At 68.4% G+C, this 22,633-nt stretch carries 24 protein-coding genes; 14 read left to right on the top strand and 10 right to left on the bottom strand.

The window, feature by feature from the left end; genetic code table 11:
- The first annotated feature begins 85 nt into the window (after window positions 1-85).
- The 3 genes from AB0L60_RS30795 to AB0L60_RS30785 are packed head-to-tail and all read left to right on the top strand — an operon-like array spanning window position 86 to window position 2,707.
- Window positions 86-1,180 carry an FAD-binding oxidoreductase gene (locus AB0L60_RS30795; protein ID WP_364620992.1) on the top strand — a complete coding sequence of 365 codons (1,095 nt, stop codon included), beginning with the start codon at window positions 86-88 and terminating at the stop codon, window positions 1,178-1,180.
- Window positions 1,181-1,210: 30 nt separating this feature from the next.
- Complete coding sequence (locus AB0L60_RS30790) at window positions 1,211-2,359, top strand: acyl-CoA desaturase (protein WP_364620989.1); 1,149 nt, start codon at window positions 1,211-1,213, stop codon at window positions 2,357-2,359.
- A complete protein-coding gene (locus AB0L60_RS30785) occupies window positions 2,360-2,707 on the top strand; it encodes a hypothetical protein (RefSeq protein WP_364620986.1) in 348 nt (115 codons plus the stop codon).
- 9 nt (window positions 2,708-2,716) lie between these two features.
- Here AB0L60_RS30785 and AB0L60_RS30780 read toward each other — a convergent pair whose 3' ends face one another.
- A complete protein-coding gene (locus AB0L60_RS30780; protein ID WP_364620983.1) occupies window positions 2,717-3,343 on the bottom strand; it encodes a DUF4254 domain-containing protein in 627 nt (208 codons plus the stop codon).
- 462 nt (window positions 3,344-3,805) lie between these two features.
- On the opposite strand from AB0L60_RS30780, the gene AB0L60_RS30775 reads away from it, so the two are divergent.
- Window positions 3,806-4,126, top strand: coding sequence for a hypothetical protein (locus AB0L60_RS30775; RefSeq protein WP_364620980.1), 321 nt, complete (start codon window positions 3,806-3,808; stop codon window positions 4,124-4,126).
- 339 nt (window positions 4,127-4,465) lie between these two features.
- On the opposite strand, the gene AB0L60_RS30770 is transcribed toward AB0L60_RS30775, so the two are convergent.
- From AB0L60_RS30770 to AB0L60_RS30755, 4 genes are read right to left on the bottom strand one after another with little or no spacing between them, the layout of a single operon-like run.
- Complete coding sequence (locus tag AB0L60_RS30770) at window positions 4,466-5,026, bottom strand: ATP/GTP-binding protein (protein WP_354835302.1); 561 nt, start codon at window positions 5,024-5,026, stop codon at window positions 4,466-4,468.
- Window positions 5,027-5,042: 16 nt separating this feature from the next.
- Entirely contained in the window at window positions 5,043-5,480 is a 438-nt protein-coding gene (locus AB0L60_RS30765) for a DUF742 domain-containing protein (RefSeq protein ID WP_364620977.1), read from the bottom strand.
- Window positions 5,477-5,905, bottom strand: coding sequence for a roadblock/LC7 domain-containing protein (locus tag AB0L60_RS30760; protein ID WP_354834451.1), 429 nt, complete (start codon window positions 5,903-5,905; stop codon window positions 5,477-5,479). The genes AB0L60_RS30765 and AB0L60_RS30760 overlap by 4 nt, the downstream gene beginning before the upstream one ends.
- An 11-nt stretch (window positions 5,906-5,916) precedes the next feature.
- Complete coding sequence (locus AB0L60_RS30755; protein WP_364620973.1) at window positions 5,917-8,439, bottom strand: nitrate- and nitrite sensing domain-containing protein; 2,523 nt, start codon at window positions 8,437-8,439, stop codon at window positions 5,917-5,919.
- 312 nt (window positions 8,440-8,751) lie between these two features.
- On the opposite strand from AB0L60_RS30755, the gene AB0L60_RS30750 reads away from it, so the two are divergent.
- A complete protein-coding gene (locus AB0L60_RS30750) occupies window positions 8,752-9,393 on the top strand; it encodes a DUF4389 domain-containing protein (RefSeq protein ID WP_364621227.1) in 642 nt (213 codons plus the stop codon).
- Here the strand turns inward: AB0L60_RS30750 and AB0L60_RS30745 are convergent.
- Genes AB0L60_RS30745 through AB0L60_RS30735 form a run of 3 tightly spaced genes read right to left on the bottom strand, consistent with a single transcriptional unit; the run spans window position 9,357 to window position 11,954 of the window.
- Window positions 9,357-10,346, bottom strand: a complete 990-nt coding sequence (locus AB0L60_RS30745) for an ATP-binding cassette domain-containing protein (RefSeq protein ID WP_364620970.1) — start codon at window positions 10,344-10,346, stop codon at window positions 9,357-9,359. The two genes, AB0L60_RS30750 and AB0L60_RS30745, sit on opposite strands and share 37 nt — an antisense overlap.
- Entirely contained in the window at window positions 10,343-11,158 is an 816-nt protein-coding gene (locus AB0L60_RS30740) for an ABC-2 family transporter protein (protein ID WP_364620968.1), read from the bottom strand. The genes AB0L60_RS30745 and AB0L60_RS30740 overlap by 4 nt, the downstream gene beginning before the upstream one ends.
- Complete coding sequence (locus AB0L60_RS30735) at window positions 11,151-11,954, bottom strand: ABC-2 family transporter protein (RefSeq protein ID WP_364620965.1); 804 nt, start codon at window positions 11,952-11,954, stop codon at window positions 11,151-11,153. The genes AB0L60_RS30740 and AB0L60_RS30735 overlap by 8 nt, the downstream gene beginning before the upstream one ends.
- A 209-nt stretch (window positions 11,955-12,163) precedes the next feature.
- Here AB0L60_RS30735 and ectB point away from each other — a divergent pair, with 209 nt between their 5' ends.
- Entirely contained in the window at window positions 12,164-13,426 is a 1,263-nt protein-coding gene (ectB, locus tag AB0L60_RS30730) for a diaminobutyrate--2-oxoglutarate transaminase (RefSeq protein WP_364620962.1), read from the top strand.
- Between the two features lie 77 nt (window positions 13,427-13,503).
- Here ectB and AB0L60_RS30725 read toward each other — a convergent pair whose 3' ends face one another.
- Complete coding sequence (locus AB0L60_RS30725; RefSeq protein WP_364620959.1) at window positions 13,504-13,713, bottom strand: hypothetical protein; 210 nt, start codon at window positions 13,711-13,713, stop codon at window positions 13,504-13,506.
- 360 nt (window positions 13,714-14,073) lie between these two features.
- On the opposite strand from AB0L60_RS30725, the gene AB0L60_RS30720 reads away from it, so the two are divergent.
- The 6 genes from AB0L60_RS30720 to AB0L60_RS30695 all read left to right on the top strand — a co-directional run bounded on the left by AB0L60_RS30720 (window position 14,074) and on the right by AB0L60_RS30695 (window position 20,024).
- Window positions 14,074-14,886 carry an ABC transporter permease gene (locus AB0L60_RS30720; protein ID WP_364620956.1) on the top strand — a complete coding sequence of 271 codons (813 nt, stop codon included), beginning with the start codon at window positions 14,074-14,076 and terminating at the stop codon, window positions 14,884-14,886.
- Window positions 14,859-15,662 carry an ABC transporter ATP-binding protein gene (locus tag AB0L60_RS30715; protein WP_364620954.1) on the top strand — a complete coding sequence of 268 codons (804 nt, stop codon included), beginning with the start codon at window positions 14,859-14,861 and terminating at the stop codon, window positions 15,660-15,662. Before AB0L60_RS30720 ends, AB0L60_RS30715 begins: the two co-directional genes overlap by 28 nt.
- Window positions 15,659-16,654 carry an ABC transporter substrate-binding protein gene (locus tag AB0L60_RS30710; protein WP_364620952.1) on the top strand — a complete coding sequence of 332 codons (996 nt, stop codon included), beginning with the start codon at window positions 15,659-15,661 and terminating at the stop codon, window positions 16,652-16,654. The genes AB0L60_RS30715 and AB0L60_RS30710 overlap by 4 nt, the downstream gene beginning before the upstream one ends.
- Before the next feature lie 10 nt (window positions 16,655-16,664).
- Window positions 16,665-17,810 carry an LLM class flavin-dependent oxidoreductase gene (locus AB0L60_RS30705; RefSeq protein ID WP_364620949.1) on the top strand — a complete coding sequence of 382 codons (1,146 nt, stop codon included), beginning with the start codon at window positions 16,665-16,667 and terminating at the stop codon, window positions 17,808-17,810.
- A gap of 348 nt (window positions 17,811-18,158) precedes the next feature.
- Window positions 18,159-18,305, top strand: coding sequence for a hypothetical protein (locus tag AB0L60_RS30700; RefSeq protein ID WP_364620946.1), 147 nt, complete (start codon window positions 18,159-18,161; stop codon window positions 18,303-18,305).
- Between the two features lie 36 nt (window positions 18,306-18,341).
- Window positions 18,342-20,024, top strand: coding sequence for a bifunctional metallophosphatase/5'-nucleotidase (locus AB0L60_RS30695; protein ID WP_364620943.1), 1,683 nt, complete (start codon window positions 18,342-18,344; stop codon window positions 20,022-20,024).
- 33 nt (window positions 20,025-20,057) lie between these two features.
- On the opposite strand, the gene AB0L60_RS30690 is transcribed toward AB0L60_RS30695, so the two are convergent.
- Window positions 20,058-20,825 (bottom strand): glucose 1-dehydrogenase, encoded by a 768-nt coding sequence (locus AB0L60_RS30690; protein WP_364620941.1) that lies wholly within the window; start codon window positions 20,823-20,825, stop codon window positions 20,058-20,060.
- Between the two features lie 185 nt (window positions 20,826-21,010).
- On the opposite strand from AB0L60_RS30690, the gene AB0L60_RS30685 reads away from it, so the two are divergent.
- Both AB0L60_RS30685 and AB0L60_RS30680 read left to right on the top strand, forming a co-directional pair.
- Complete coding sequence (locus AB0L60_RS30685; RefSeq protein ID WP_364620939.1) at window positions 21,011-21,565, top strand: HD domain-containing protein; 555 nt, start codon at window positions 21,011-21,013, stop codon at window positions 21,563-21,565.
- A gap of 46 nt (window positions 21,566-21,611) precedes the next feature.
- Window positions 21,612-22,520, top strand: coding sequence for a LysR family transcriptional regulator (locus AB0L60_RS30680; protein ID WP_364620936.1), 909 nt, complete (start codon window positions 21,612-21,614; stop codon window positions 22,518-22,520).
- Window positions 22,521-22,633: the final 113 nt, after the last annotated feature.

The raw sequence follows: 22,633 nt of genomic DNA, 5'->3' as shown, positions 1-22,633 counted from the left end.
GTTCGGTCTGACATCGGGGTCACGCCGGAGGCGCATCGACTGCGAAGAGGCGTCGCTCAGCCCGGCGACGCGACAGGAGGCTCACATGGTCGGACTACTCGACCTGGTGCAGAAGACAATGACCACCCCGCACCCGCTGGATCGTTACCTCGAGCTGGTGCGTCCGACCCTGACCCGGCGCTCGATGCGCGCGGAGATCACCCACGTGCGGCGCAGCGCGGTCGGCTCGGTCACTCTCACCCTCAAGCCCGCCCGGCAGTGGTCCGGGCACGTGGCGGGACAATACGTGCAGATCGGCGTCGTGATCGACGGCGTCCGCCACACCCGCTGCTATTCACCGGTCAATGCCGAGGGGCGCCGCGACCGGCACATCGAACTCACCGTCAAAGCCCATCCGCACGGCCTGGTCTCGAACCACCTGCACGAGAACGCGATTCCCGGCATGGTGGTGGACCTGGAGCCGGCCGCGGGCGTGTTCCACCTGCCCGAGCCGCGGCCCGAGCAGATCGTGCTGATCAGCGGCGGCAGCGGCATCACTCCGGTGCTGTCCATGCTGCGCACCCTCGCCAACGAGGGCTACCGCGGCCGCATCCTGTTCCTGCATTACAACCGTTCTCCGGAATGGGTGCCGCATCGCCAGGAACTCGAGGCGATCGCCATGCAGCACGGCAATGTCCGCATCGAATTCCGCTACCCGAACCCGCCCGGAGCGAAGCGTAGGGCAAATCAGGCAGAGCGCGACGCCCACTTCGGCTACGACGAGCTGGAGTCCCTCGCGCCCTGGTTCCCGTCCGCGCAGACCTACCTGTGCGGACCGCCCGGCCTGATGGCCGCGGTGCGCACCGTCTACGAGGCCGAACAGCTCGGCGATCGGCTGCACAGCGAGGAGTTCACCCTCACCACCGCGGTCGTGGACCCGGCCGACGCCGAGGGGAAGGTGACCTTCTCCGGCAGCGGCGTGGTCGCCGAGAACACCGGCGAAAGTCTGCTCGAACAGGCCGAATCCGCGGGCCTGAGCCCGGAGTACGGCTGCCGCATGGGCATCTGCTTCTCCTGTACGGCCGTCAAGCGCAGCGGCTGCACCCGCAACCTGCGCACCGGGGAGCTCGACAGCGACCCGGACCAGCCCATCCAGATCTGCATCAACGCCCCCGTCGGGGACGTCGACCTCGCTCTCTGACTCATTTCTGCCATCTGAACAGGAGGGATCATGGCGATCCTCACCGAAACCACCGAGGGCCCGCTGGTGCTCAGCGTCGATCAGGTCGAGGAGATCGGCCGCGAGCTCGACGCGCTGCGCGCCCGCATCACCACGGACCTGGGCGACCGGGACCGCGAGTACATCTACACGGTGATCAAGGCCCAGCGCGGCCTGGAGATCGCCGGCCGCGGCCTGCTCTACCTGGGCTTCCTGCCGCCGTTCTGGCTGGCCGGCGTGGCCGCGCTGAGCGCGTCGAAGATTCTCGACAATATGGAGATCGGCCACAACGTCATGCACGGCCAGTGGGACTGGATGCGTGAGCCGACCCTGAATTCCCGTGTCTTCGAATGGGATACGGTCTGCCCGGGCGACCAGTGGCGGCACTCGCACAACTACATGCACCACACCTACACCAACATCCTCGACATGGACCGCGACATCGGTTACGGCATCCTGCGCGTGGACGAGGCGCAGAGCTGGAACGTGCTGCGGCTGGGCAACCCGCTCTACGCCTTCGCACTGATGGTCGCGTTCGAGTGGGGCGTGATGGGCCACGACCTCGAGGTCGAGAACATCGTCCGGGGCAAGAAGTCCTGGCAGGAGGTCAAGACGCTGGTCAAGGGCCAGTGGCGCAAGGCCAGCCGGCAGGTGCTCAAGGACTACGTGGTCTTCCCGGCGCTGACCGGTCCGCTGTTCCTGTCCACGCTGGCGGCCAACTTCACCGCCAATATCGTGCGCAACCTGTGGACGTTCTCGATCATCTTCTGCGGCCACTTCCCGACCGGCGTACAGACGTTCACCCAGGAGGAGTGCGCCGCGGAGACCCAGGGCGAGTGGTACGTGCGCCAGATGCTGGGCTCGGCCAATATCAAGGGCGGCAAGCTCTTCCACATCATGTCCGGCAACCTGTCGCACCAGATCGAGCACCACCTGTTCCCGGATCTGCCGGCCAACCGGTACCCGGAAATCGCCCCCGAGGTGAAGGCGCTGTGCGAAAAGCACGGCCTGCCCTACAACACCGGACGCTTCTCCCGGCAGATCGGTTCGGTGTGGTTGAAGCTGTTCAAGCTGGCGCTGCCGCCGTTCCTGGTCAAGAATTCAGCACAGGCCGGTGTTATCGTGATGCGCCGGGGGCAGGCGAGCGAAGTGGGCGTGTAAATGATTTCTAAATTCGAGAGCAACAAGGATCTGATCCAGGAATTGACGTCGTCGGGAGCACGACACGTCGGCAATATCGCCTCGATCATCACCGGCACCGTCGCCGAGGTGACCCGCGAGATCGGTGACTGGATCACCGACGCCATCGAGATGCGTGAGGCCGCCGCCGCTGCCGCGCAGGACGCGGCCGCCCAGCGTGCCGCGAACCTGACCGACGACCTCGGCGACGAGGTCGACGAAGCCCCGGAACCCGCACCCGCGCAGGACAATTCGGCGACGAAGCCGGTCCGTAGCGAGCGCGTGACCGATTCCGACGTCATCGACGCAGAGGTCATCGACCCGCGTTAGTTGGGCTCCTCACCAGCTCGGCAGTCGCCGGCGATGCTGGGCGACCTCCGTGATCAGATCCCGATAGCCGTCGGCGAGCTCGGCGAGCCGGTACCACTGCAGGTGGGCCTCCGTGTCCGCTCCGCGGCGGGGCCGGTCCTCGCTGATGCGATGCGCCACTGCGCGGTGTGTCTCCTTCTCCACCCCACGGTGGGGCCGCGCTCGCCCGTCGCCTGCTTTCGAAGCCCGCGCCGGCTCGGCCTCGGTATTGCCCAGAGCCCGTTGCGCGGCAACCCATTTCGCGGCCATCCGGTCGATGACCGCGCCGAGGGTCTCAGTGTGCAACGAGGCCCCGGCGCGGTGCGGAATGTTCACCGCCACCCAGTCGTCGATGCGGGCCACCAGTTCGGCCCGGCGCTCGTCGATCCGGTCGACGCGGTGGGTGCTGTCGGCGACATCGTCGGGGGTGGCGTCGGCGGCATGCGCCGTGTCCTGGGCGCGATATCGATGCTCATGGCATCGCACCAGTTCGTGGGCTGATTCGAGGACGTCGCGATCGCGACGATCGGAGCTGACCGGTTCCCGGAAGGCGCGCAACAGCGTTGATGGCGGTGGGAGCTCGGCCCCGAAACCCGCTCCGGTGTAGTCGATTGCCATGATTCCCACCCTCGGCGTCGCATGCGTGGATGCGCCAGGGCCGAGGGGGTTTCGGGGAGGGGCTCCCCTCGGCTCCGGCGCAGCCCCGCACCCGGAACGCAACAGCCCACCACCAGCGACACGGTGAAGTAACCGGGAAATCCGCGACGATGCGATGAGAAGACTGTCCGATAATGCGGGACATATTCAGGAAAGCGCGATAGTCGGAGGGGCGCAACCATCCGGCGCGTGATCGGCGAAGCTGCCTGAAAATCGTTATACAGCATTACAAGACGGTCACATGGCCGCGGCGGTTGAAGGCCGATCGACACCTCTGCGGGGGGTGTGTGAGACAGGTTCGAGGGCTGGGCTCGACCGGGGCGAGGCCTCCCGCCGACGGGTACGGTTACCAAGGCTTATGAATAGCTATCTGTGCGGCGTGCCGAGGGCGCGACGCGCCGTAGTCCGTTAGCCTCGATATTCGTGCCCGCCTATGCGTCGTCGCCGGAACTGCGATTCGGTTTCATGTTCGCGCTGGAAGACCCCGAGCGAATTGCTGAAGTCGTCCGTAATCTGATTATTCGCCGGACGGTGTCGGTATTCCGTCTCGCGCACCTGTCCAGCGACAACGGACCGCCCGATCGGTTTGTCGTGAACTGGGGTGCGCTGCCGCAGGTCTCCGTCACGATCGCCGCACCGGACCCCGACGAATTACGTTCCAGCGGAACGATGCTGGTCAACGCGTTTCTGGGGGAGGACGGCGAGGTGAGCCTGTATTCGGCGGGCGCGGCGCCGCCGCAGTAGGAACTGGACGGTCCTCTCCTTGTGACGGGTCGCACAGCCCGTCTCAGCGACCTCTCAGCTACCGGCAAGGTTCGCCTCAGTGTCCCTCGGCAGTGTGGGGCCGGTCGCCGAACGGAAATCCCGGACGGTGGCGTTCACTAGAGAGAGGTTGAAACATGATCCCGGTTATCATTCAGACTGGTTCCGCTGCGCTGAACGGCGTGCTGGACACCGGTAGTGCGGCCCTGGGTGGTCTGCTCAACACCCTGTGGACGGGATCCTTCGGCCGTTAATTCGCATTAGAGCGAAGGGTTTTCGGGCAATCGCCCCGGGTGCGTTCGCATCCGGGGCGATTTTTTGTCAGACGGCCAGGGCGGGAGCCCGGCGGGCCTGGAGGATCTGCTCGAGCAGGGCCACCAGGACGAGTTTCACCGATTCCCGGTCGCGGGCATCGCAATCCATGAGGTGGATGGTGGGCGAGAGGTCCAGCGCCTCGCGGACCTCGTCGAGTGCGAAGCGCGGTCCGGCCTCGAAGCGGTTGACCGCCACCACGAACGGGGTGCCGCGCTGCTCGAAGAAGTCCAGCACGGGGTAGCAGTCCTCGACGCGGCCGGTGTCGACCAGGATGACGCCGCCGAGCGCGCCGTCGAGCAGGTCGTCCCAGAGGAATTCGAACCGCTCCTGGCCGGGGGTGCCGAACAGGTAGAGCACCAGACTGGGGTCGAGGGTGATGCGGCCGAAGTCGAGGGCCACGGTGGTGGTGGTCTTGCCGGTGGCCAGGCCCGGATCGTCCAGTCCCACCGACACTTCGGTCATGGCAGCCTCGGTGGCGAGCGGCTCGATCTCCGAGATCGCCCCGATGAAAGTGGTCTTGCCGACGCCGAATCCACCGCTGGTCACGATTTTCACCGAGGAGGCCAGCGGTATGTCGGCCGGGTCAGAGGTTCCGAACAAGGTCCCGGATCCTTTCCAGAGCAGCGGTGGAGAGTTCATCGGTCCGGCCGACCGAGACATGTCCTTCGGATACCAGATCGCTCACCAGCACCCGCGCCACCCCGATCGGAACCCGCAGGGCCGCACCGATTTCGGCGATGGAGTGCGGGCGCTGGCACAGTCGCACCACCCGTTCCAGCTCGAACCGCAGCGGCGCGGACAGTGCCGCGGGGGTGGCGCGCACCAGGGTTTCGATGCGCAGGCCGTCGACTACCGGCGTGGTGCGCCCCGAGGTCATCATGAACGGTCGCACCACCTGTTCCTCATCGTCGGCCAATCTCGTATCTCGCGTGGTTTTTTCGGACGCGGCGGCACCGGACCAGCCGCGCGGGCGGCCGGGCGCGATCATGCGCGCGTCCGGCAGCCGATGCGAATCATTCATCGGCTCAAGGACTCCCGCAATTCGGTGATCAGGGCCGGGGTCAGCAGCGCGCCGGCGCGGTCGGCCAGCACGGCCATCTGATAGCCGACCAGGCCCACATCGGCGCCGTTGTCGGCGATCACGCCGATGCAGCTGCCATTGCTCATGGCCGAGACCAGCAGGAATCCGCGCCCCATCTCGATCATGATCAGTCGCAGGCCGTCGAAATCGTAACTGCGCGAAGCACTTCGGCCCAGGCTGGTGAGCCCGGAGACGATTGCGGCGAGCCGGTCGCCCGCGGTCCGGTCCAGGCCCTGGGACATGGCCATGAGTAGTCCGTCGGAGGACACCGCCACGGCGTCGCGCACCCCGTCGGTGGTACGCACGAAGTCGGCCAGCAGCCAGTTGAAAGTGTGCGGATCGGTGTCGGTGTAGTGGGTCGTCACCCGGTGTCCTCCTATGCTGTCGATCCGGGCCGCGGCGGTTCGCCGGTCTGCCCGCGCTGATGGCCGGACCGGAATCCGGCGAGCATGCTGCGTATCTCGTCGGGGGAGCGGTCCGCGACCGGCGGGGCGGCCGGCCGTGCGGCCGCCGGTTGGGCGCCGCCCGGTGTGACGCCCGGATTCTCGCGAGTCTTCCGGTTCCGCTTGACGAGACCGTTTCGCGTACGTTGCACCTCCGGGACAGCTCCCGAAACCTCGGTCGCCGCTCCCGGTGAGCTCGCCGGAACCGGGCCCGCCGAGGGCCCGGCCGCCGGTAGCGGAATGGCGAACGAACCCGTGGTCGGCCCGCCGAAGAGACGCTCGGCGGCGGTGGCGTGCGGTGGCGCCGCCGGGGTGTGCGGCGCAACGGTCGGGGTGGGGGCGGGCAGCGGAACGAGCTTGATCGAGTTCGGGCTCGTGGGTGCGCCGTTCGCGACGTCGTCGTCGACGGGTGTCGCACGCTGCGGGCGTTCCGTGTCGCCGGAGCCGGGGGTGTGCCCCGAGCTGTGGCGGCCCGGTTTCGGATCCGGCATGGTGTCGGCGACGGTCGGAAGCTGCGCGCTCGCAGCGTGTTTCGAATCCTCGGGCGGGGCGGGAAGTTCCGCGCCGGGGTCGCCGAGCAGGTCGTCCGGCAGCAGCAGCCGGGCCACCACGCCACTGGTGGGGGACACGGTGAGCTCGACCTCGATGCCCAGGCGCCGGGCCAGCCGGCCGACCACGTAGTGGCCCAGGAAGCGGGTGGGTGCGACGAGGAAGTCGGCTTCGCCGCGCAGGCGGGCATTGGCGGTGCTGAGCTGTTCGGGCGGCATGCCGACGCCGTGGTCGACGATGGCGAGCATGTAGCGCGAGCCGAGTCGGCGGCCGTAGATCTCCACCTCCAGATCGGGCGGCGAGAAGGACAGCCCGTTCTCGATGAGTTCGGCCAGCATGTGCGCGACCTCGCTGACATGCGCGCCCGCGATGGAGATCTCGTCCACCCGGCGCAGCACCACCCGCCGGTAGTCGTCGACCTCGGACAGGCCGGCGCGGATGACGTCGGTCAGCGGAATGGGTTTCGACCAGCGGCGCGGGCTGGGCTCGCCGACCAGCACCAGCAGGCTCTCGGCATTGCGCCGCATGCGGGTGGCCAGGTGGTCGAGCTCGAAGAGGTTGGCCAGCGTGCTGGGGTCGAGCTCCTCCCGCTCGAACTCGCTGATCAGCCCGAGCTGGCGGCGCACCAGGTTCTGATTACGCCGCGCCAGGTTGGCCATGGACTCGGTGCTGTTGCGGCGCAGCCGCGCCTGCGCGGAGGCGAGCTCGTAGGCGGTGGTCTGCACCCGGTCCAAAGCCCGTGCCACGGATACGATCTCGGCGCCCGCGCTCTCGTCGGCGCGCACCGCTTCGGGCGGGTCCGGGTCCGCGCCCTCGGAGGTCTGCCAGGCTTCGATGAGCTGCGGCAGTCGTTTACCGGCCACCAGGTCGGCCTCCTCGGCCAGCTCGGCCAGCGGCCGCACGATCGCCCGCACGGTGGCGACCACCAGCGCCACCTCGGCGGCGATGGCCAGCAGCGCGGCCAGCACGTAGAGGGACAGGCGCAGGGCGGCGTCGCGGCGCAGTTCGCTTGCCCGGGAGGTGATCTCGCCGCCGATATTGCGCTGGACGGTGCGTTCGCCGTCGATGATGGAACTCATCTGGCGCCACCAGTCGGCGGGGTTGACCGATTCGCTGATCGGACCGCGCTCGGAGGCGAGGGCGATGGTCTCCGCGTCGCCCGCCCGCGCCGACTCGTCGGTTCGCATCGCGGTGTAGAGCAGCGAACGCTGCGCGGGTGTGGCATCACGTTCGAAGGCCGTCACCGCGGCCTGTTTGGCGGCTCGGATATCGAGGAACTTCACGTACTCGCCCGGTGCGAACGCGCCCGCGGCGAAGACACCGTTGAGGAAGCCGCGTTCCTGACCGGTGAACTCCTTGACGTCGCCGAGCGCGTAGAGGCTCTGCAGCCCCCGCCACAGCCGGCTGTCGAGAGCGTGGTCGAGGCCGGGCCGCGCCTGGTTCAGCGTGCCGATCGCATTGGTATAGAAGGTGAACGAGGCCGACCGGTCGGCGCGACCGGCGTCCACATCGGCGCGCGTGGCGGTCACTCCGGAGAACTGCTGGAGCGCGGTGCGCACCAGATCGGCGCCCTGCGGCTGCTGGTTCAGCGTGGAGTTGAGTTCCTGCAATGCGCTGTCGGTGGCCAGGCGCTGATTGCCGAGCGCCGTGCGGGACGCGGTGTCGCCGCCGAGCAGTCCATTGGTGAGACCGCGCTCGCGCTGCACCTCGTGGACCAGATCCTGTACCGCCAGCGCGAGATGGACCGACTGGGCGGTGTCCCCGGTGTCGCGGTAGTCGTTCACCTCGCGGGTGATGACGATCGTCAGCAGCGCCAGCACCAGCGCCACCGACACGATCAGAATGCGCCGCAGGCGCGCCCGTATAGTGCGTGGCCGGATCAATTCCATTGGCGGCGTGAGCTTCACGTTACCCGATGGCAACAGTTTCGCCGGACGCACTCTCACTCGGTCTCCCGTAAATCAGCTTCGTGCCGACCCGGGCCGGGCACATGGAGAATAGTCAGCAACGTCGCACACCCGACCCCGGCCCGCAATTCGAACCAAGTCGATGTGGTGTGCGGAACTCGCCGTCGCGCGCGCTATTACAAATCTGGTCACAATGTGTGAGAAGCAGATGTGATCTTCGCGTCGCCGGGGAAACATTGGGGTGAACAACGGCTCACCGCTGTTCCGGCGGCGGTCGGAAGGAGGCCGCCGCGCTCGAGAGGAGTGACGGACATGCAGCCCAGTCCCGCTTATCCGGTGCGTGTGCGAGGAGACCTCGACCCGGGGTTGGCCCGCTGGATGTGGATAGTCAAGTGGATACTCGCCATTCCACACTATGTTGTGCTGATCTTCCTGAGCATCGCGTATCTCGTGGTGAGCATCATCGCTTTCTTCGCGATCCTCATAACCGGCTCGTATCCGAGAGGGCTCTTCGATTTCAATGTCGGCGTGCTGCGTTGGAGCTGGCGAGTGCGTTTCTACGCGCTCTCGCAACTGGGAACCGACCGCTACCCGCCGTTCAGCCTGCAACCCGATCCGGACTACCCGGCTGATCTGGAAGTCGACTATCCCGAGCAACTGAATCGCTGGATGGTCTTGATCAAGTGGTGGCTCTTGGCGATTCCGCAGTATCTGATCGTCGCCGCGTTCATGGGCGGCGGCCGCAATCAGCTGTCACTGCTGCCGATCCTGTTGATCGTCGCCGTCATCGGCCTGCTGTTCACCGGCACGTATCCGCGGGGTCTGTACGACTTCGCCATGGGCGTCAACCGCTGGACGTTGCGGGTGCGCGCGTATGCGTCCCTGATGACCGACGCCTACCCGCCGTTCCGGCTCGATCAGGGCGCGAGGGAGCCCGACGCCGCGGCCTCGTAGAGGCGCCGCACCACGTCCTCGATATCGGGTTCCTCGATGGACAGGTCGCGGACCTCGACCCGTGCCGAGACGGCTGTGAGCAGCTGTGCGGCAGTGGTGATCTCGGTGTCGAAGGCCAGCCGCTGCCGCATGCCCGCGCCCTGACTGTCGAGCAGTTTGGCGCCGGGCAGATCGGCTAGGTCGGGGGTGGGCTCGGCGAGATCGACGGTGAGCACCCGTTGCGCACCGACGGTCGCGCCCAGGCCGGTCAGCGAGCCGTCGTAGACCAGCCGGCCGTGGTCCACCACCAGCACCCGTTCGCACAGCCGCTCGATATCGCCCATGTCGTGGGTGGTGAGCAGCAGGGTGGTGCCGCGCTGGGTGCGCTCGTAGCGCAGGAATTCGCGTAATCGCTGCTTGGACAGCACATCCAGGCCGATGGTCGGTTCGTCGAGAATGACCAGCTCGGGTGAATGCAGCAGGGCCGCCGCGACTTCCGCGCGCATGCGCTGGCCCAGCGACAGCTGCCGGACCGGGGTGTCGAGGGTGCCGCCCATCTCCAGCTGCTCGACGAGCTCGGTGGTGCGGGTGCGCGCCGCCGCCGGGGTGAGCCGGTGGATGGAGGCCAGGATCGAGAACGATTCGCGCAGTGGCAGATCCCACCACAGCTGCGAGCGCTGCCCGAACACCACGCCGATCCTCCCGGCCAGCTCGCGGCGCTGCCGCACCGGGTCCAGCCCGCAGGTGCGCAGCCGCCCGGCCGAGGGCACCAGGATACCGGTGATCATCTTGATGGTGGTGGACTTGCCCGCCCCGTTCGCACCGATGTAGCCGACCGCCGCGCCCGGCTCGACCCGGAAGCTCATGTCGTCCACCGCGGTGAGCACCTCGCGCCGGCGCCGCCAGCGGCCCTCCTTCTTGCTCAGCACGAAAGTCCTTGTCAGGCCCTCGATATCGATGATGGCACCGTTCACCCGCCGCCTCCTTGATAGTGCCTGGTCCCGAGTCGCCACAGGAACAGCGCGGCCGCCCACACCCACCCCGCCGCCACCGGCGCCGCCCAGGCCAGCCAGCTCGGCAGCAGGGCGGGCCCGGGCAGCCCGAGCAGCGCGATGGTGGGCAGATACGAGGTGAAGGCGACCGGAACCAGAAATCCGAACACGAGTTTCATCGGTGCCGGGAACACCGAGGTGGGTTGCATGGACGCGTACGACCCGCCGTAGGTGAAGGCGTTGGTCAGCTCCGCGCCGTCGATGAGGAAGAACTGCGCTCCGGCCGCGCACACGAAGAGCCCGGCGAAGATGGCGATTCCGGACAGCACCGTGACCGCGAACAGCGCCAGGTGCGCCGGGGTCCACTGGATGTCGTTGCGTGCCAGGCCGAATGACAGCACGGTGGCGGCCACCGCGATGCGCGCCACCCGGCGCAGCTGGATATCGCTGGTCATGAGCTGCAGCAGCAGGGGTTGTGGCCGCAGGTAGAAGGCATCCAGCCTGCCCATCCGGATGTAGGTGGGGAGCGTATCGGCGTGCCCGACCACCATGTCGGCGATGGCGAAACAGGTGTTGCTCATGCCGAACAGCAGCAGCATGGCGTTCAGGTCCAGCCCGCCCAGCCGGGGCACATTGTGGAAGATCACCCACATCTCGGCGAACTCCACCAGCCCGATCAGGAAGGCGCTCACCACATCCGCGGCGAAGGACAGCGGATAGGCGCGTTGCGCGCGCACCCGCGAACCCAGCACCGCACGGTAGGGCGTCAGCCGGGAGGGACGTGCCTCACCCACCCTGCACCTCCAGTTTGCGGCGCCCGGCCCGCAGTAGCAGCTGCCCGGCGCCCACCAGCACGACCAACCAGAAGCATTGCACGACAACGATTTCCACCGCATCCCTGCCGGCCGTGCGACCGGACAGTACATCGATGGGCCACTGCAGCATGGACGGGAAGGGCGTGGCGTAGGCAAGGTCGCGCAACCAGCTCGGAAACAGGTGCACCGGCGCGAACAGCCCGGCCAGGAAGGTGCCCAGGATCATGTGCAGGGCGCGCAGCCCGCGGGTCTCGATGAGCCAGAACCCGGCCAGGCTGACCGCGAACATGGACAGGAACGACAGCGTCATCGCCAGCAGCAGACTGAAGGCGCCCAGCACGTACGGTCCCGGCGTATCCGGGAACGCGAGCCCGAAGGTGAGCACACCGACGAGAACGCTCGGTATGCCGCGCGGTAGCAGAGAGAACGCCGCCCGGCCCAGATATTCGGCCAGGTGCCCGAATTGGATGTCGATCGGCCGCAGGAAGTCGATGGCGACGTCCCCGGTACGGATGCGCTCCACGATGTCGGGCAGCGTCCAGAAGGCGATGGCGCCCAGCAGTCCCTGCGACAGCCAGATGTAGGCGCCGATGGTGCCGCGGTCGTAGCCGCCGAATCCGCTGTTCACGCGCACGGCCGTCATGAGCACGGCCGCCCGCACGAAGCCGAACACGAGATTGGTGAACAGGCCCGCCAGCATGGCGAGCCGGTAATGCGATTGCCTGCGAAACCCAGCCTTGACCAGCTGCCAGTAGACCCCCACGTCGCTGCGCACAAGAGGTTGACACTACGGGGGCGGTAGTTGTCCTGCAATGGAGTTGCGTGGCCCGCTCGCGCGGGACCGGGTTATGCTCGATGCCGGTTTGTTGCGGTGTGCGTCACGCGCGGAGCATCCGCGTCCGATTCGCGGGAAAACGGTTTCACGGATCGGTTCCTGTGATAGAAACATCAGCGTTTCACTTAGTTGCGACGCTAGGACCGCTGATGACCATTGCCGACACGAACGTTTTCGAGGCTCTCGAATCCAATGTGCGTGGTTACTGCCGTTCCTGGCCGACGGTGTTCGACACCGCCAGCGGCGCCTGGCTCACCGACGAGAACGGCAAAGAGTACCTCGACTTCTTCGCCGGCGCGGGCGCGCTCAACTACGGCCACAACAACCCGCTGCTCAAGCAGGCGCTGATCGACTACCTGCTCGGCGACGGCATCACCCACGCCCTGGACATGTCCACCGTCGCCAAGCGACGGCTGCTCGAGGCCATGCGCGACCTGGTGCTCGTTCCGCGTGGGCTGGACTACAAGGTTCAGTTCCCGGGCCCGACCGGAGCCAACGCCGTCGAGGCCGCACTCAAGCTGGCGCGCAAGGTCACCGGCCGCACCACCATCCTGAACTTCACCAACGCCTTCCACGGCATGACGCTGGGCGCGCTGTCGGTCACCGGCAATGCCGCCAAGCGCGCCGGCGCGGGCGTCCCGCTGGTGCACGCCGCCCCGATGCCCTACGACGGTTATCTGGATGAGCCCGAGGACTTCTCATGGATGCGCCGCGCCCTCGACGACACCTCGTCGGGGCTGGACAAGCCCGCCGCGGTCATCGTCGAGACCGTGCAGGGCGAGGGCGGGATCAATGTGGCGCGCGCCGAATGGCTGCGGCAGCTGTCCGAATTGTGCTCGGCCCGTGGCATTCTGCTCATCGTCGACGACGTGCAGATGGGCTGCGGCCGCACCGGCCCGTTCTTCTCCTTCGAGGTCGCGGGCATCACTCCCGACATCGTCGCGCTCTCGAAGTCGATCGGCGGCTACGGCCTGCCCATGGCGCTGGTGCTCATGCGCCGGGACCTGGACCAGTGGTCGCCCGGTGAGCACAACGGCACCTTCCGCGGCAACAACGCGGCCTTCGTCACCGCCGAGGTCGCGCTGCGCCACTACTGGTCCGACGATCGCCTGCAGCTCGCCACCCTGGCCAAAGGCGCGCGCGTGCACGAGCACCTGGTCGCGCTGACCGAATCCTTCACCGGCATCTCCACCCGCGGCCGGGGCCTGGTGCACGGCCTCGTCTTCGAGGACGCCTCGCAGGCCGAGAAGGTCTGCCAGGTCGCCTTCGAGCACGGCCTGCTGGTCGAAACCTCCGGCGCCAAGGATGAAGTCGTGAAGCTGCTCCCACCCCTGACCGTCAGCGATGACGAGATCACCCACGGCCTGGGCATTCTCACCCGCGCCGTGGAGGTCGTCCGCGACGGCCACTAGACGTCGGCCACCGCCCACACCGGTGCCGACCCGGTGCCGGGTTCCCAGCTGCGGAGGGAACCCGGCACCACCTATTTCTATGTGGTGAAGTGCTGCTGGAACCAGGCGAGCAGAGCCACGTCGTGCTTGGGTGAGCTGCCGGGATACTCGGCTGTCGATCCGGTGACCACCACGAACAGGTGCAGGTCCTCGTACACCGCGACGAGGACGTCGCGGGCCTCGCCGCGTCCCCGATCGCCGTGCCCGGTTTCGTCCGCTGCGAATAGGCCCAGCCCGCGAAAGTCCATGAGGCCGCGTCGAGAACGAGCACACCCGGTACGGCCGCCACCCGGCGCGGTCTCCGCCCGCCGGTGTGCGCTGTGGCCTCGGCACCGGGACGCCCGCGCGGACCTGGCTCGGACGGGGGATCGGGTCGAAGAGGTTGGCGCTGATGATCTGCGCGTCATTGCCGCCGGAATAGGGGCGGTGCCGGTGCGGCATTCGAAGAGCACGCAGGCCAGGCCTTCGACGTCGGTGCCAGCAGCAAGCCCAGAATCATGCGGATTACAACCGGTGACCGGGCGAGGCCGGACCGGCAGGGTCAGGGTGTGGCGGACGAAGGCCCGCGGCCGCCACCGTCCCCGTCCCCGTTCGCCCGAGGTGCTGTCGTGTCCGCAATTGCCGTGCAGGCCAGGCCCATTACCGGCCGGCCACGCCTGCCGAGCGTCTCCGCGCTGGCGCGCTTCGTCGCGCCGGTGCTGCTGGTGGTGGTCTGGCAGCTCGCCAGCTCGACCGGTGTGCTGCCCGAACGGCTGCTCGCCTCTCCGGTGACCGTCGTGCAGACGGCCGTCGACCTGATCAAGGACGGCACGCTCACCAAGGCCGTGTCGGTGTCGCTGCGGCGAGCCGCGCTGGGCTTCGTCATCGGCGCGGTGGCAGGCATCGGGCTGGCCCTGCTGGCCGGGCTGAGCCGGGCCGGGGAGTACCTGGTCGACCCGCTGATGCAGATGCTGCGGACGCTGCCGTTCTACGGCCTGATCCCGCTGTTCATCCTGTGGTTCGGGATCGGGGAGCTGCCCAAGATCGTGCTGGTCGCCTTCGGGGTGGCGGTTCCCCTGTACCTCAACACCTTCGCGGGTATCCGCGGCGTGGACGGCAAGCTGGCCGAGCTGGCCCGGGTGCAGCGGCTGAGCCGGGCGGGCCTGATCCGGCACATCGTGCTGCCGGGCGCGCTGCCGCAGACACTGGTCGGCCTGCGTCAGTCGCTGGGCGTGGCCTGGCTGGCGCTCATTGTCGCCGAGCAGGTCAATGCCGACGCGGGTCTGGGCTTCATGATCAACGACGCCCGCGAGTTCCTGCGTACCGACGTGATCGTGGTCGGCCTGCTCGTCTACAGCGTGCTCGGGCTGCTCACCGACGCGCTCGTTCGTTCCATCGAGAGGAGAGCGCTGTCATGGCGACGCGGCTTCCTGGCACCCTGACCGATTCGGTGATCGCGGCGACGCTGGCCGAACTGGAGGAGCCGGCGGCGGCCCCGGCCGCGGCCGATTCCCCGGTGGTGCGAATTCGGGGTCTGGTCAAGGACTTCGGCGAACGCCGGATCCTGCACGGACTGGATCTCGACATCCGCCCCGGCGAGTTCGTGGCCCTGCTCGGGCGCAGCGGCTCCGGCAAATCCACCCTCCTGCGGGCGCTGGCGGGCCTGGACGACGAGACCGGCGGCGAGCTCGCCGTGTCCGGCGAGGTCGCGGTCGCCTTCCAGGAGCCGCGCCTGGTGCCGTGGAAACGCGTGCGCGACAACGTGACTCTCGGACTGCGTCACGAAAACGCCAGGGCCGCCGCCGCAGCCGCGCTGGCCGAGGTGGGCCTGGCGGCGCGCGGCGAGGCCTGGCCGCTGACCCTCTCCGGCGGTGAGGCGCAGCGCGCCTCACTGGCCCGCGCCCTGGTCCGGGAGCCGGATCTGCTGCTGCTCGACGAACCCTTCAGCGCCCTGGATGCCCTGACCCGCATCACGATTCACGGCCTGGTGCTGGACCTGTGGGCGCGGCATCGGCCCGGTGTGCTGCTGGTCACCCACGACGTGGACGAGGCGGTGCTGCTGGCCGATCGTGCCCTGGTGCTCGACGGCGGTCGGATCGCCCGCGAGATCCCCATCGACCTGCCGCGCCCGCGCCGGCGCGACCATCCCGAATTCCTGGCCCTGCGTACGGCATTGCTCGCCGAGCTGGGTGTCACCCCGGAAGGAACCACCGAATGAGATCCAAGCCCCTGTTCGCCGCCCTGGCGGTCGCCACGGCCCTCGTCAGCGCGGCGTGCTCGTCCGGCAATGACGACACCAAGGGCGTGAACGCGGACGGATCGGTGGACCTGTCACAGGTGACCCTGCACATCGGCGATCAGAAAGGTCTTGCGCTGCAAGCCCTGCTGGAGGTCTCCGGCGAGGGCAAGGGACTCCCGTACAAGGTCGAATGGTCCACCTTCACCGCCGGACCGCCCCTGCTCGAGGCCATCAATGCCGGATCCATCGACTTCGGCGGCGTCGGCGACGCCCCGCCGGTGTTCGCGGCGGCGGCCAAGTCCCAGATCAAGATCATCGGGTCCTACGACTCCGGGGCGGCCGGGAACGGTCTGGTGGTGCCGAGGGACTCGTCGATCAGGGATCCGAAGGACCTGCGCGGCAAGAAGATCGCGGTCACCAAGGGCAGCTCCGCGCACTACCACCTGCTGTCGGTGCTCACCAAGGCCGGGCTCACCTTCTCCGATATCGAACCGCAGTACCTGCAACCCGCCGACGCGCTCGCCGCGTTGTCCACCGGGCGGGTGGACGCCTGGACGGTCTGGGATCCCTATGTGGCCCAGGCCGAACTGAGCGGCAATCGGGTGCTGGTGGACGGCACCGGCTACGTGAAGCCGGACAGCTTCTTCGTCACGGGCTCGAAGACGTTGCAGAACAAGGCGAACGCGGCCGCGGTCCGGGACCTGCTGGTGCGTATCCAGCGTGCGCACGGGTGGATCACCGGACATCGGGAGGACTGGGCCAAACAGTCGGCCGCCATCACCGGGGTGCCCTACGACGTCACGCTCCTGGCCGTGAACCGCGCCAACTACCAGGATCACCCGCTCGATGACGCGACGATCGCCGCGGAACAGCAAGTGGCCGAAGGTTTCTCCGACGCCAAGCTGATTCCGGGCAAGGTCCGGATCGCCGACTTCATCGACACCCGCTACAACGACCGATTCACCTCCTAGGAGTCCCCGCATGAGCTTGTCGTTCCACTGGTTCCTGCCCACCTCCGGCGACTCCCGCGGCCTGGTGGCCGGCGGGCACGGCACCCCGATGTCGGGTGACCGCCCGGCCTCGCTGCACTACCTGAACCAGATCGCCGCGGCCGCCGAGACCAATGGCTTCGAGGCCGTGCTCACCCCCACCGGCTCCTGGTGCGAGGACGCCTGGCTCACCACCGCCATGCTGGTCGAGACCACCGAGACGCTGAAATTCCTGGTGGCCCTGCGCCCGGGCCTGATGAGCCCCACCCTGGCCGCGCAGATGGCGGGCACCTTCCAGCGGCATTCCGCGGGACGGCTCTTCCTCAATGTGGTGACCGGCGGCGAACCACTGGAGCAGGCGGCCTACGGCGACTTCGCCGACAAGGAGGCCCGGTACGCCCGGACGGGAGAGTTCCTGGATGTGGTGCGGCAGCTGTGGAACTCGCACGAGCCGGTCACCTTCCGCGGCGAGCACATTCACGTCGAGAACGCGCTGTTGAGCAATCGGCCCGATCCGGTGCCGCCGGTGTTCTTCGGCGGCTCCTCGGCCCCGGCGGGACCCGTCGCGGCCCGGTACGCCGACACCTATCTCACCTGGGGCGAACCGGTGCTGGCGGTCAGCCGCAAGCTCGACTGGATCCGCGGGCTGGCCGTGGACCACGGCCGCAAGCTGGACTACGGCCTGCGCATCCACGTCATCACCCGCGACACCTCCGAGGAGGCGTGGGCGGTGGCCGACAAGCTGCTGGCCGGAATCGACCCGGCCGATATCGAGCGCGTCCAGAACGCCCTGGCCAAGAGCGAATCCGAGGGGCAGCGCCGGATGTCGGAGCTGCACAACGGCAGCACCGACCGGCTCGAGATCGCCCCGAACCTGTGGGCGGGGGTGGGCCTGGTGCGCGGTGGCGCGGGCACCGCGCTGGTCGGCTCGCACGCGGAGGTGGCCGAACGCCTCCTCGAATACTCGAAGGCCGGCATCTCCCACTTCGTGCTCTCCGGCTACCCGCACCTGGAGGAGGCCTACTGGTTCGGCGAGGGCGTGCTGCCGATCCTGGAGCGAAAGGGCCTGTGGCAGCACCCGATCCGCCGCCCGGCCGTTCCCGTCTCGACCCCGTTCGCCAGCGCGTCCAGCAGCTAGACCCGAAGTAGCCGGGACCGGCCGCCGCACCCCGAGGGCGCGGCGGCGGGTGAGTACATGTCGTGAGGAATTCGGCGGAAGCGGCAGCGGGACAGGTCTTCCTACGCTTTGGGCAGCACCCACCGCGGGTGACACCGAGAGGAGGAGACCATGTCCTATATCCATATCAGCCACACTCCCGGCGTCGGCTCGCGGCGGTACCGGGAGGTGCACGAGGCGCTCGACCCGTGCGCGGCCGCCTCGCCACCGTGCCACCCCTCGACCAGGAACTGTTGCGGGCGGCCGCCATCCTCGAAGACGCTCCCCCGTCGCGATCGCCACGCCGCTGATCGGCCGCCCGGTGCTGGAATGCCTCCCCGCGCTGGACGCCGCCGTCACCTCGGCCTGCTCGTCCTCGAATCACCCGGCGGGACAGTGCGATTCACGCACACTCTGGTGCGCGCGGCCCTGCACGACGGACTGCCCCTGCAACAGCGGGAATTCACCCTGTCGTAGTGCGACCGTCGACCGCGTCTGCCACAGTCGACAGGTATGAACGGTCGGCGGCGTGTTCTGGGATTGTGCGCGGCGGTACTGAGTCTTGGCCTGGTGGCGGGCTGCGGCGGTGCGGAAAGCCCGACCCCCGCCACCCCGACCGCGGTGCCGCTGGTGTCGACCGGCGACCTGCCCGAGGCGCAACCGGGTGAAGTACACCTGTTCGGGATCAACGACCTGCACGGGAATCTGCAACCGCCGGACGGCGCCAACGGCAAAGTGGGGACGTACACCGCCGGGGGAGCGGCGTACCTGGCCGCGCATCTGGCGCGGCTGAAGGCGGCCTATCCGGACAGCGCCATCCTGTCGGCCGGGGACAATATCGGGGCCAGCCCGCTCGTCTCCTCGCTGTTCCACGACGAGCCGACCATCGACTTCCTGAACTCGGTGGGTGTCGCGGCCTCGGCGGTCGGCAATCACGAATTCGACCACGGCGTCGCTGAATTGCGCCGACTCCAGCAGGGCGGATGCGCCGCCGACGGCTGCATGCCGGGCGAGCCGTTCACCGGGGCGAAGTTCCCGTACCTGGCCGCCAATGTCACCGACGGCAACGGCCAGCTGCCGCCCGGGCTGAAGGCGTGGACCATGCTCGAACTGGGCGGCCACAAGATCGGCGTCATCGGCGTCGTCACGACTGACACCGAGCACATCGTCACGCCCGAGGGCATTCGCGGCTACCGCTTCGGCGACGAGGCCGACGCCATCGGCAAGTACGTGTCCGAGATGAAATCCGCGGGTGCGGAAACCGTGGTGGCGCTGCTGCACGACGGCGGCGCCCAGCAAACCCACGGCGCCCCGGTCGATTACAACGGCTGCGCCGGCATCTCACCCGACGTCCAGGCGCTGGCCCACCGCACCGATGCCGTGGTGTCGGTGCTGCTCACCGCGCACAGCCACCAGGCCTACAACTGCACACTGGACGGCAAGGTGGTCACCCAGGCCGCCTCCTTCGGCCGCCTCGTCACCGACGTCACCCTGCGCTTCCGCGACGGCACGGTCGAGGCGAAGGCCGTCAACCGGGTCGTCACCCGCGATGTCACGTCCGCGCCCGCCGCCGCCCAGCTGGTGGATTACTTTGCCGGACAAGCGAAACCGCTGGCCGATCGGGTGATCGGCCAGGCCACCGCGCCGGTGCCCGCCGAGCCTGCTCCGGCCGGGGATTCCCCGCTCGGCGATGTCATCGCCGACGCCATGCTCGATGCCATGACCACCGTGCAGGCCGTGGCGGCCTTCATGAATCCGGGTGGCGTGCGTGCTGGGCTGACCGGCGGCAACATCACCTACGCGCAGGCCTACACCGTGCAGCCCTTCGGCAATCAGGTGGTGGCGGTGGCGCTGACCGGACAGCAGATCCTGAATCTGCTGGAGCAGCAATGGGACAATGTCAGCAAGCCCGGCGTGCTGTCGGTCGCGGGCATCACCTACACCTACTCCGACGGCGCGCCCAAGGGACACAAGGTGGTCGACGGCAGCGTCCGGGTGGCCGGGCAGCCGCTGAATCCCGTGGCGGTCTACCGGGTTTCGACCAACAACTTCCTGGCAGCCGGGGGCGACGGTTTCACCGTGTTCCAGCAGAGCCGCGAAACCCTGGTCGGCCCCATCGATCTCGATGCCCTGGAGACCTACCTGCGCGGCCGCGGGGCGGTCACCCCGCCCGCGAGCCGCATCGAGAAGCACTAGCGCCGGAACTCCTCGACCGGGAGCCTTGGAGTGCTATTGGCCCATCACGTATTTCACCGTCGGCCCGGCGGTCCAGCCGCCGTCCACCGCGAGTTCCGCGCCGGTGACGTAGGAGGACGCGTCCGAGAGCAGGAAGACGATGGCCGAGGCGATCTCATCGGCCTCGCCGACCCGGGCCATTGGGGTATTGGGATAGCCGCCCTCACCCTGCTGGATGCCGACCTGTGCGGTCATCGGGGTGTAGGTCATACCCGGGTGCACGGAGTTCACTCGAATCCGGTCGATGCCGTTCTCGATGGCGGCCACCTTGGACATGCCGCGCACCGCCCACTTGGACGCGCCGTAGCTGCCGGTCAGGGCCAGGCCCATGAGCCCGGCAGCGGAGGAGATATTGACGATCGAGCCGCCGCCCGCCTGCTTGAGGGCGGGGATGAAGGTCCGCATGCCCAGGAAGACCCCGACCAGATTGATGTCGATGACCTTGCGGAAGTGCTCTACCGATTCATCGGCCAGCAGCTCCCCGGTCGAGATGCCGGCATTGTTCACCAGGCCGTGCACGCTGCCGCCGAAGGCGTCGCAGGCCGTGGCCAGCGCGGTGGCCCAGTCGAGCTCGGAGGTGACGTCGAGGTGCTGATAGGCGGCCCGCGAGCCCAATTCGGCCGCGAGCGCCTTGCCCTCCTCGTCGAGCACGTCGGCGATCACGACATTCGCCCCGGCCCCGACCGCCTGCCGAGCGGCCGCGGCGCCGATGCCCCGGGCCGCGCCGGTGATGAGAATCGTCTTGCCGCTCAGATCGTGCATGGGAGGCTCCTTCCAGAGGAACCGGCGCACAGACGTGGTGACCCGTTCGCCGGTCACACAGTTGGTTTGCTGAATAGTGTCCGATGCGTTCCGAATCGGCGCGGCGGCGCACCCGAATGCATATCGTTGATATGTCAACTATTTGTACCCGGGTGGCGGTGCGGGTATTCCCGTAGGGTGCGGGCGTGAACCGCGCGCCCATCGGCACCGTCGACGAACTCATGACCCTGCTGGCCGGCTGCGCCGACGCCTGGGACATGCCCGACCGCAGCGGCGATCCGGTCGACATCCTCGACCACGACCGGCAGTGCGCCGCGCTCCTGCGCCAGGACTTTCCCGGCGACGAGGAACTTCAGGTGGCCGGGCTGGTGCACGATATCGGGCACGTGCTGGTGCCCGGTGACGACGCGGGGCACGGAGTCCACGGCGGCGACGCGGTCCGGGCCCTGCTCGGCGCACGGGTCGCGCGGCTGGTGGAACTGCACGTGGTGGCCAAGCGGTATCTCGCGGCCACGGATTCGGTACACGCCGAGGCGCTTTCGCCGTCGAGCCGGCGCACCCTGATCGCGCAGGGCGGTCCCATGACGCCCGCGGAGATCACGGCCTTCGAGCGCGATCCCGATTTCGCCGCGGCCCTCGCGCTGCGGCGCGCCGATGACGCGGGCAAGGTGGTCGGCCTGGCCGTCCATCCGCTCGAGACCTGGCGGCCGGTGGTCGAGCGGGTGGCCGCCGCTCGCTGACCGCGGGTCGCCGGAACCGGCCGGGCGGCCTGCATAGACTCGCTCTGTGCCCTTGTCCCCGCGCGTCCCCGATCTGGCCGCCCTCGATCTGCTGTTGTCGGTGATCGAGCTGGGCAGTCTCGGCCGGGCGGCCAAGGCGCACGGCATCAGTCAGCCCTCCGCCAGCTCGCGCATCCGCTATCTCGAGCAGCTGGTGGGCGTGCCGGTGCTGGAGCGGACGACGCTCGGCTCGCGGCCGACGGCGGCGGGCTCGCTCATCGCCGAATGGGCGCGCACGGTCGTGGATGCGGCCGCGCGGCTGGACGCCGGGATCGACAGCCTGCGCGCGCAGCGGGATTCGCGGCTGCGGGTGGCGGCCAGCCAGACCGTCGCGGAGTACCTGTTCCCGAAATGGCTGGTGGGCCTGCGGGCCCGGATGCCGGACACCTCCATCGCCCTGGAATCGGGCAATTCGGCCGAGGTCGCCAAGGCGGTGCTCGAGGGCCGGGCCGGAATCGGATTCGTGGAGAGCCCGCGCCTGCCGACCGAACTGGAAAGCCATGTGGTGGGCCGGGATCGGCTGGTCGTGGTGGTCGCGCCCGGTCACCCCTGGGCCCGCCTGGCCGAGATCGACGCGGCCGAACTGGCGCGCAGCCCGCTCATCTATCGCGAACCCGGATCGGGCACCCGGAACTCCTTCGAGCGTGCCATGACCGCCGCAATGCCGGGCTGGGAGCCGAATGTCGCGCTGGAGCTGTCCTCGACCACTGCCATCAAGACCGCCGTCGCCGACGGCATCGCGCCGGCCGTGCTGAGCTCCCTGGCGGTGGCCACCGAACTGGCCGAGGGAGTCCTGGTGTCGCCCACGGTGACCGGTCTGGATCTGGAAAGACAGCTGCGTGCGGTGTGGCCGATCGGGCAGAAGCCGACCGGTCCGGCGCGTGATTTGTATGCCATTGCGCGCCGCCCACTCTGAATTGCCCGTGGGAGCCCAGGGGAGTTTTCGCGCCATTCCGGGGAGATTTGTCAGAAGTGTTGACAGAGTGACGCCCATCACCATAGTGTTCCGGCGCAGGCCCACCGAATATC

This window comes from Nocardia sp. NPDC051981 (assembly GCF_040680715.1).
Lineage (GTDB): Bacteria > Actinomycetota > Actinomycetes > Mycobacteriales > Mycobacteriaceae > Nocardia.
Note: the sequence above shows the minus strand (reverse complement) of the source record. Positions and strands in the feature narration are given on the sequence as shown.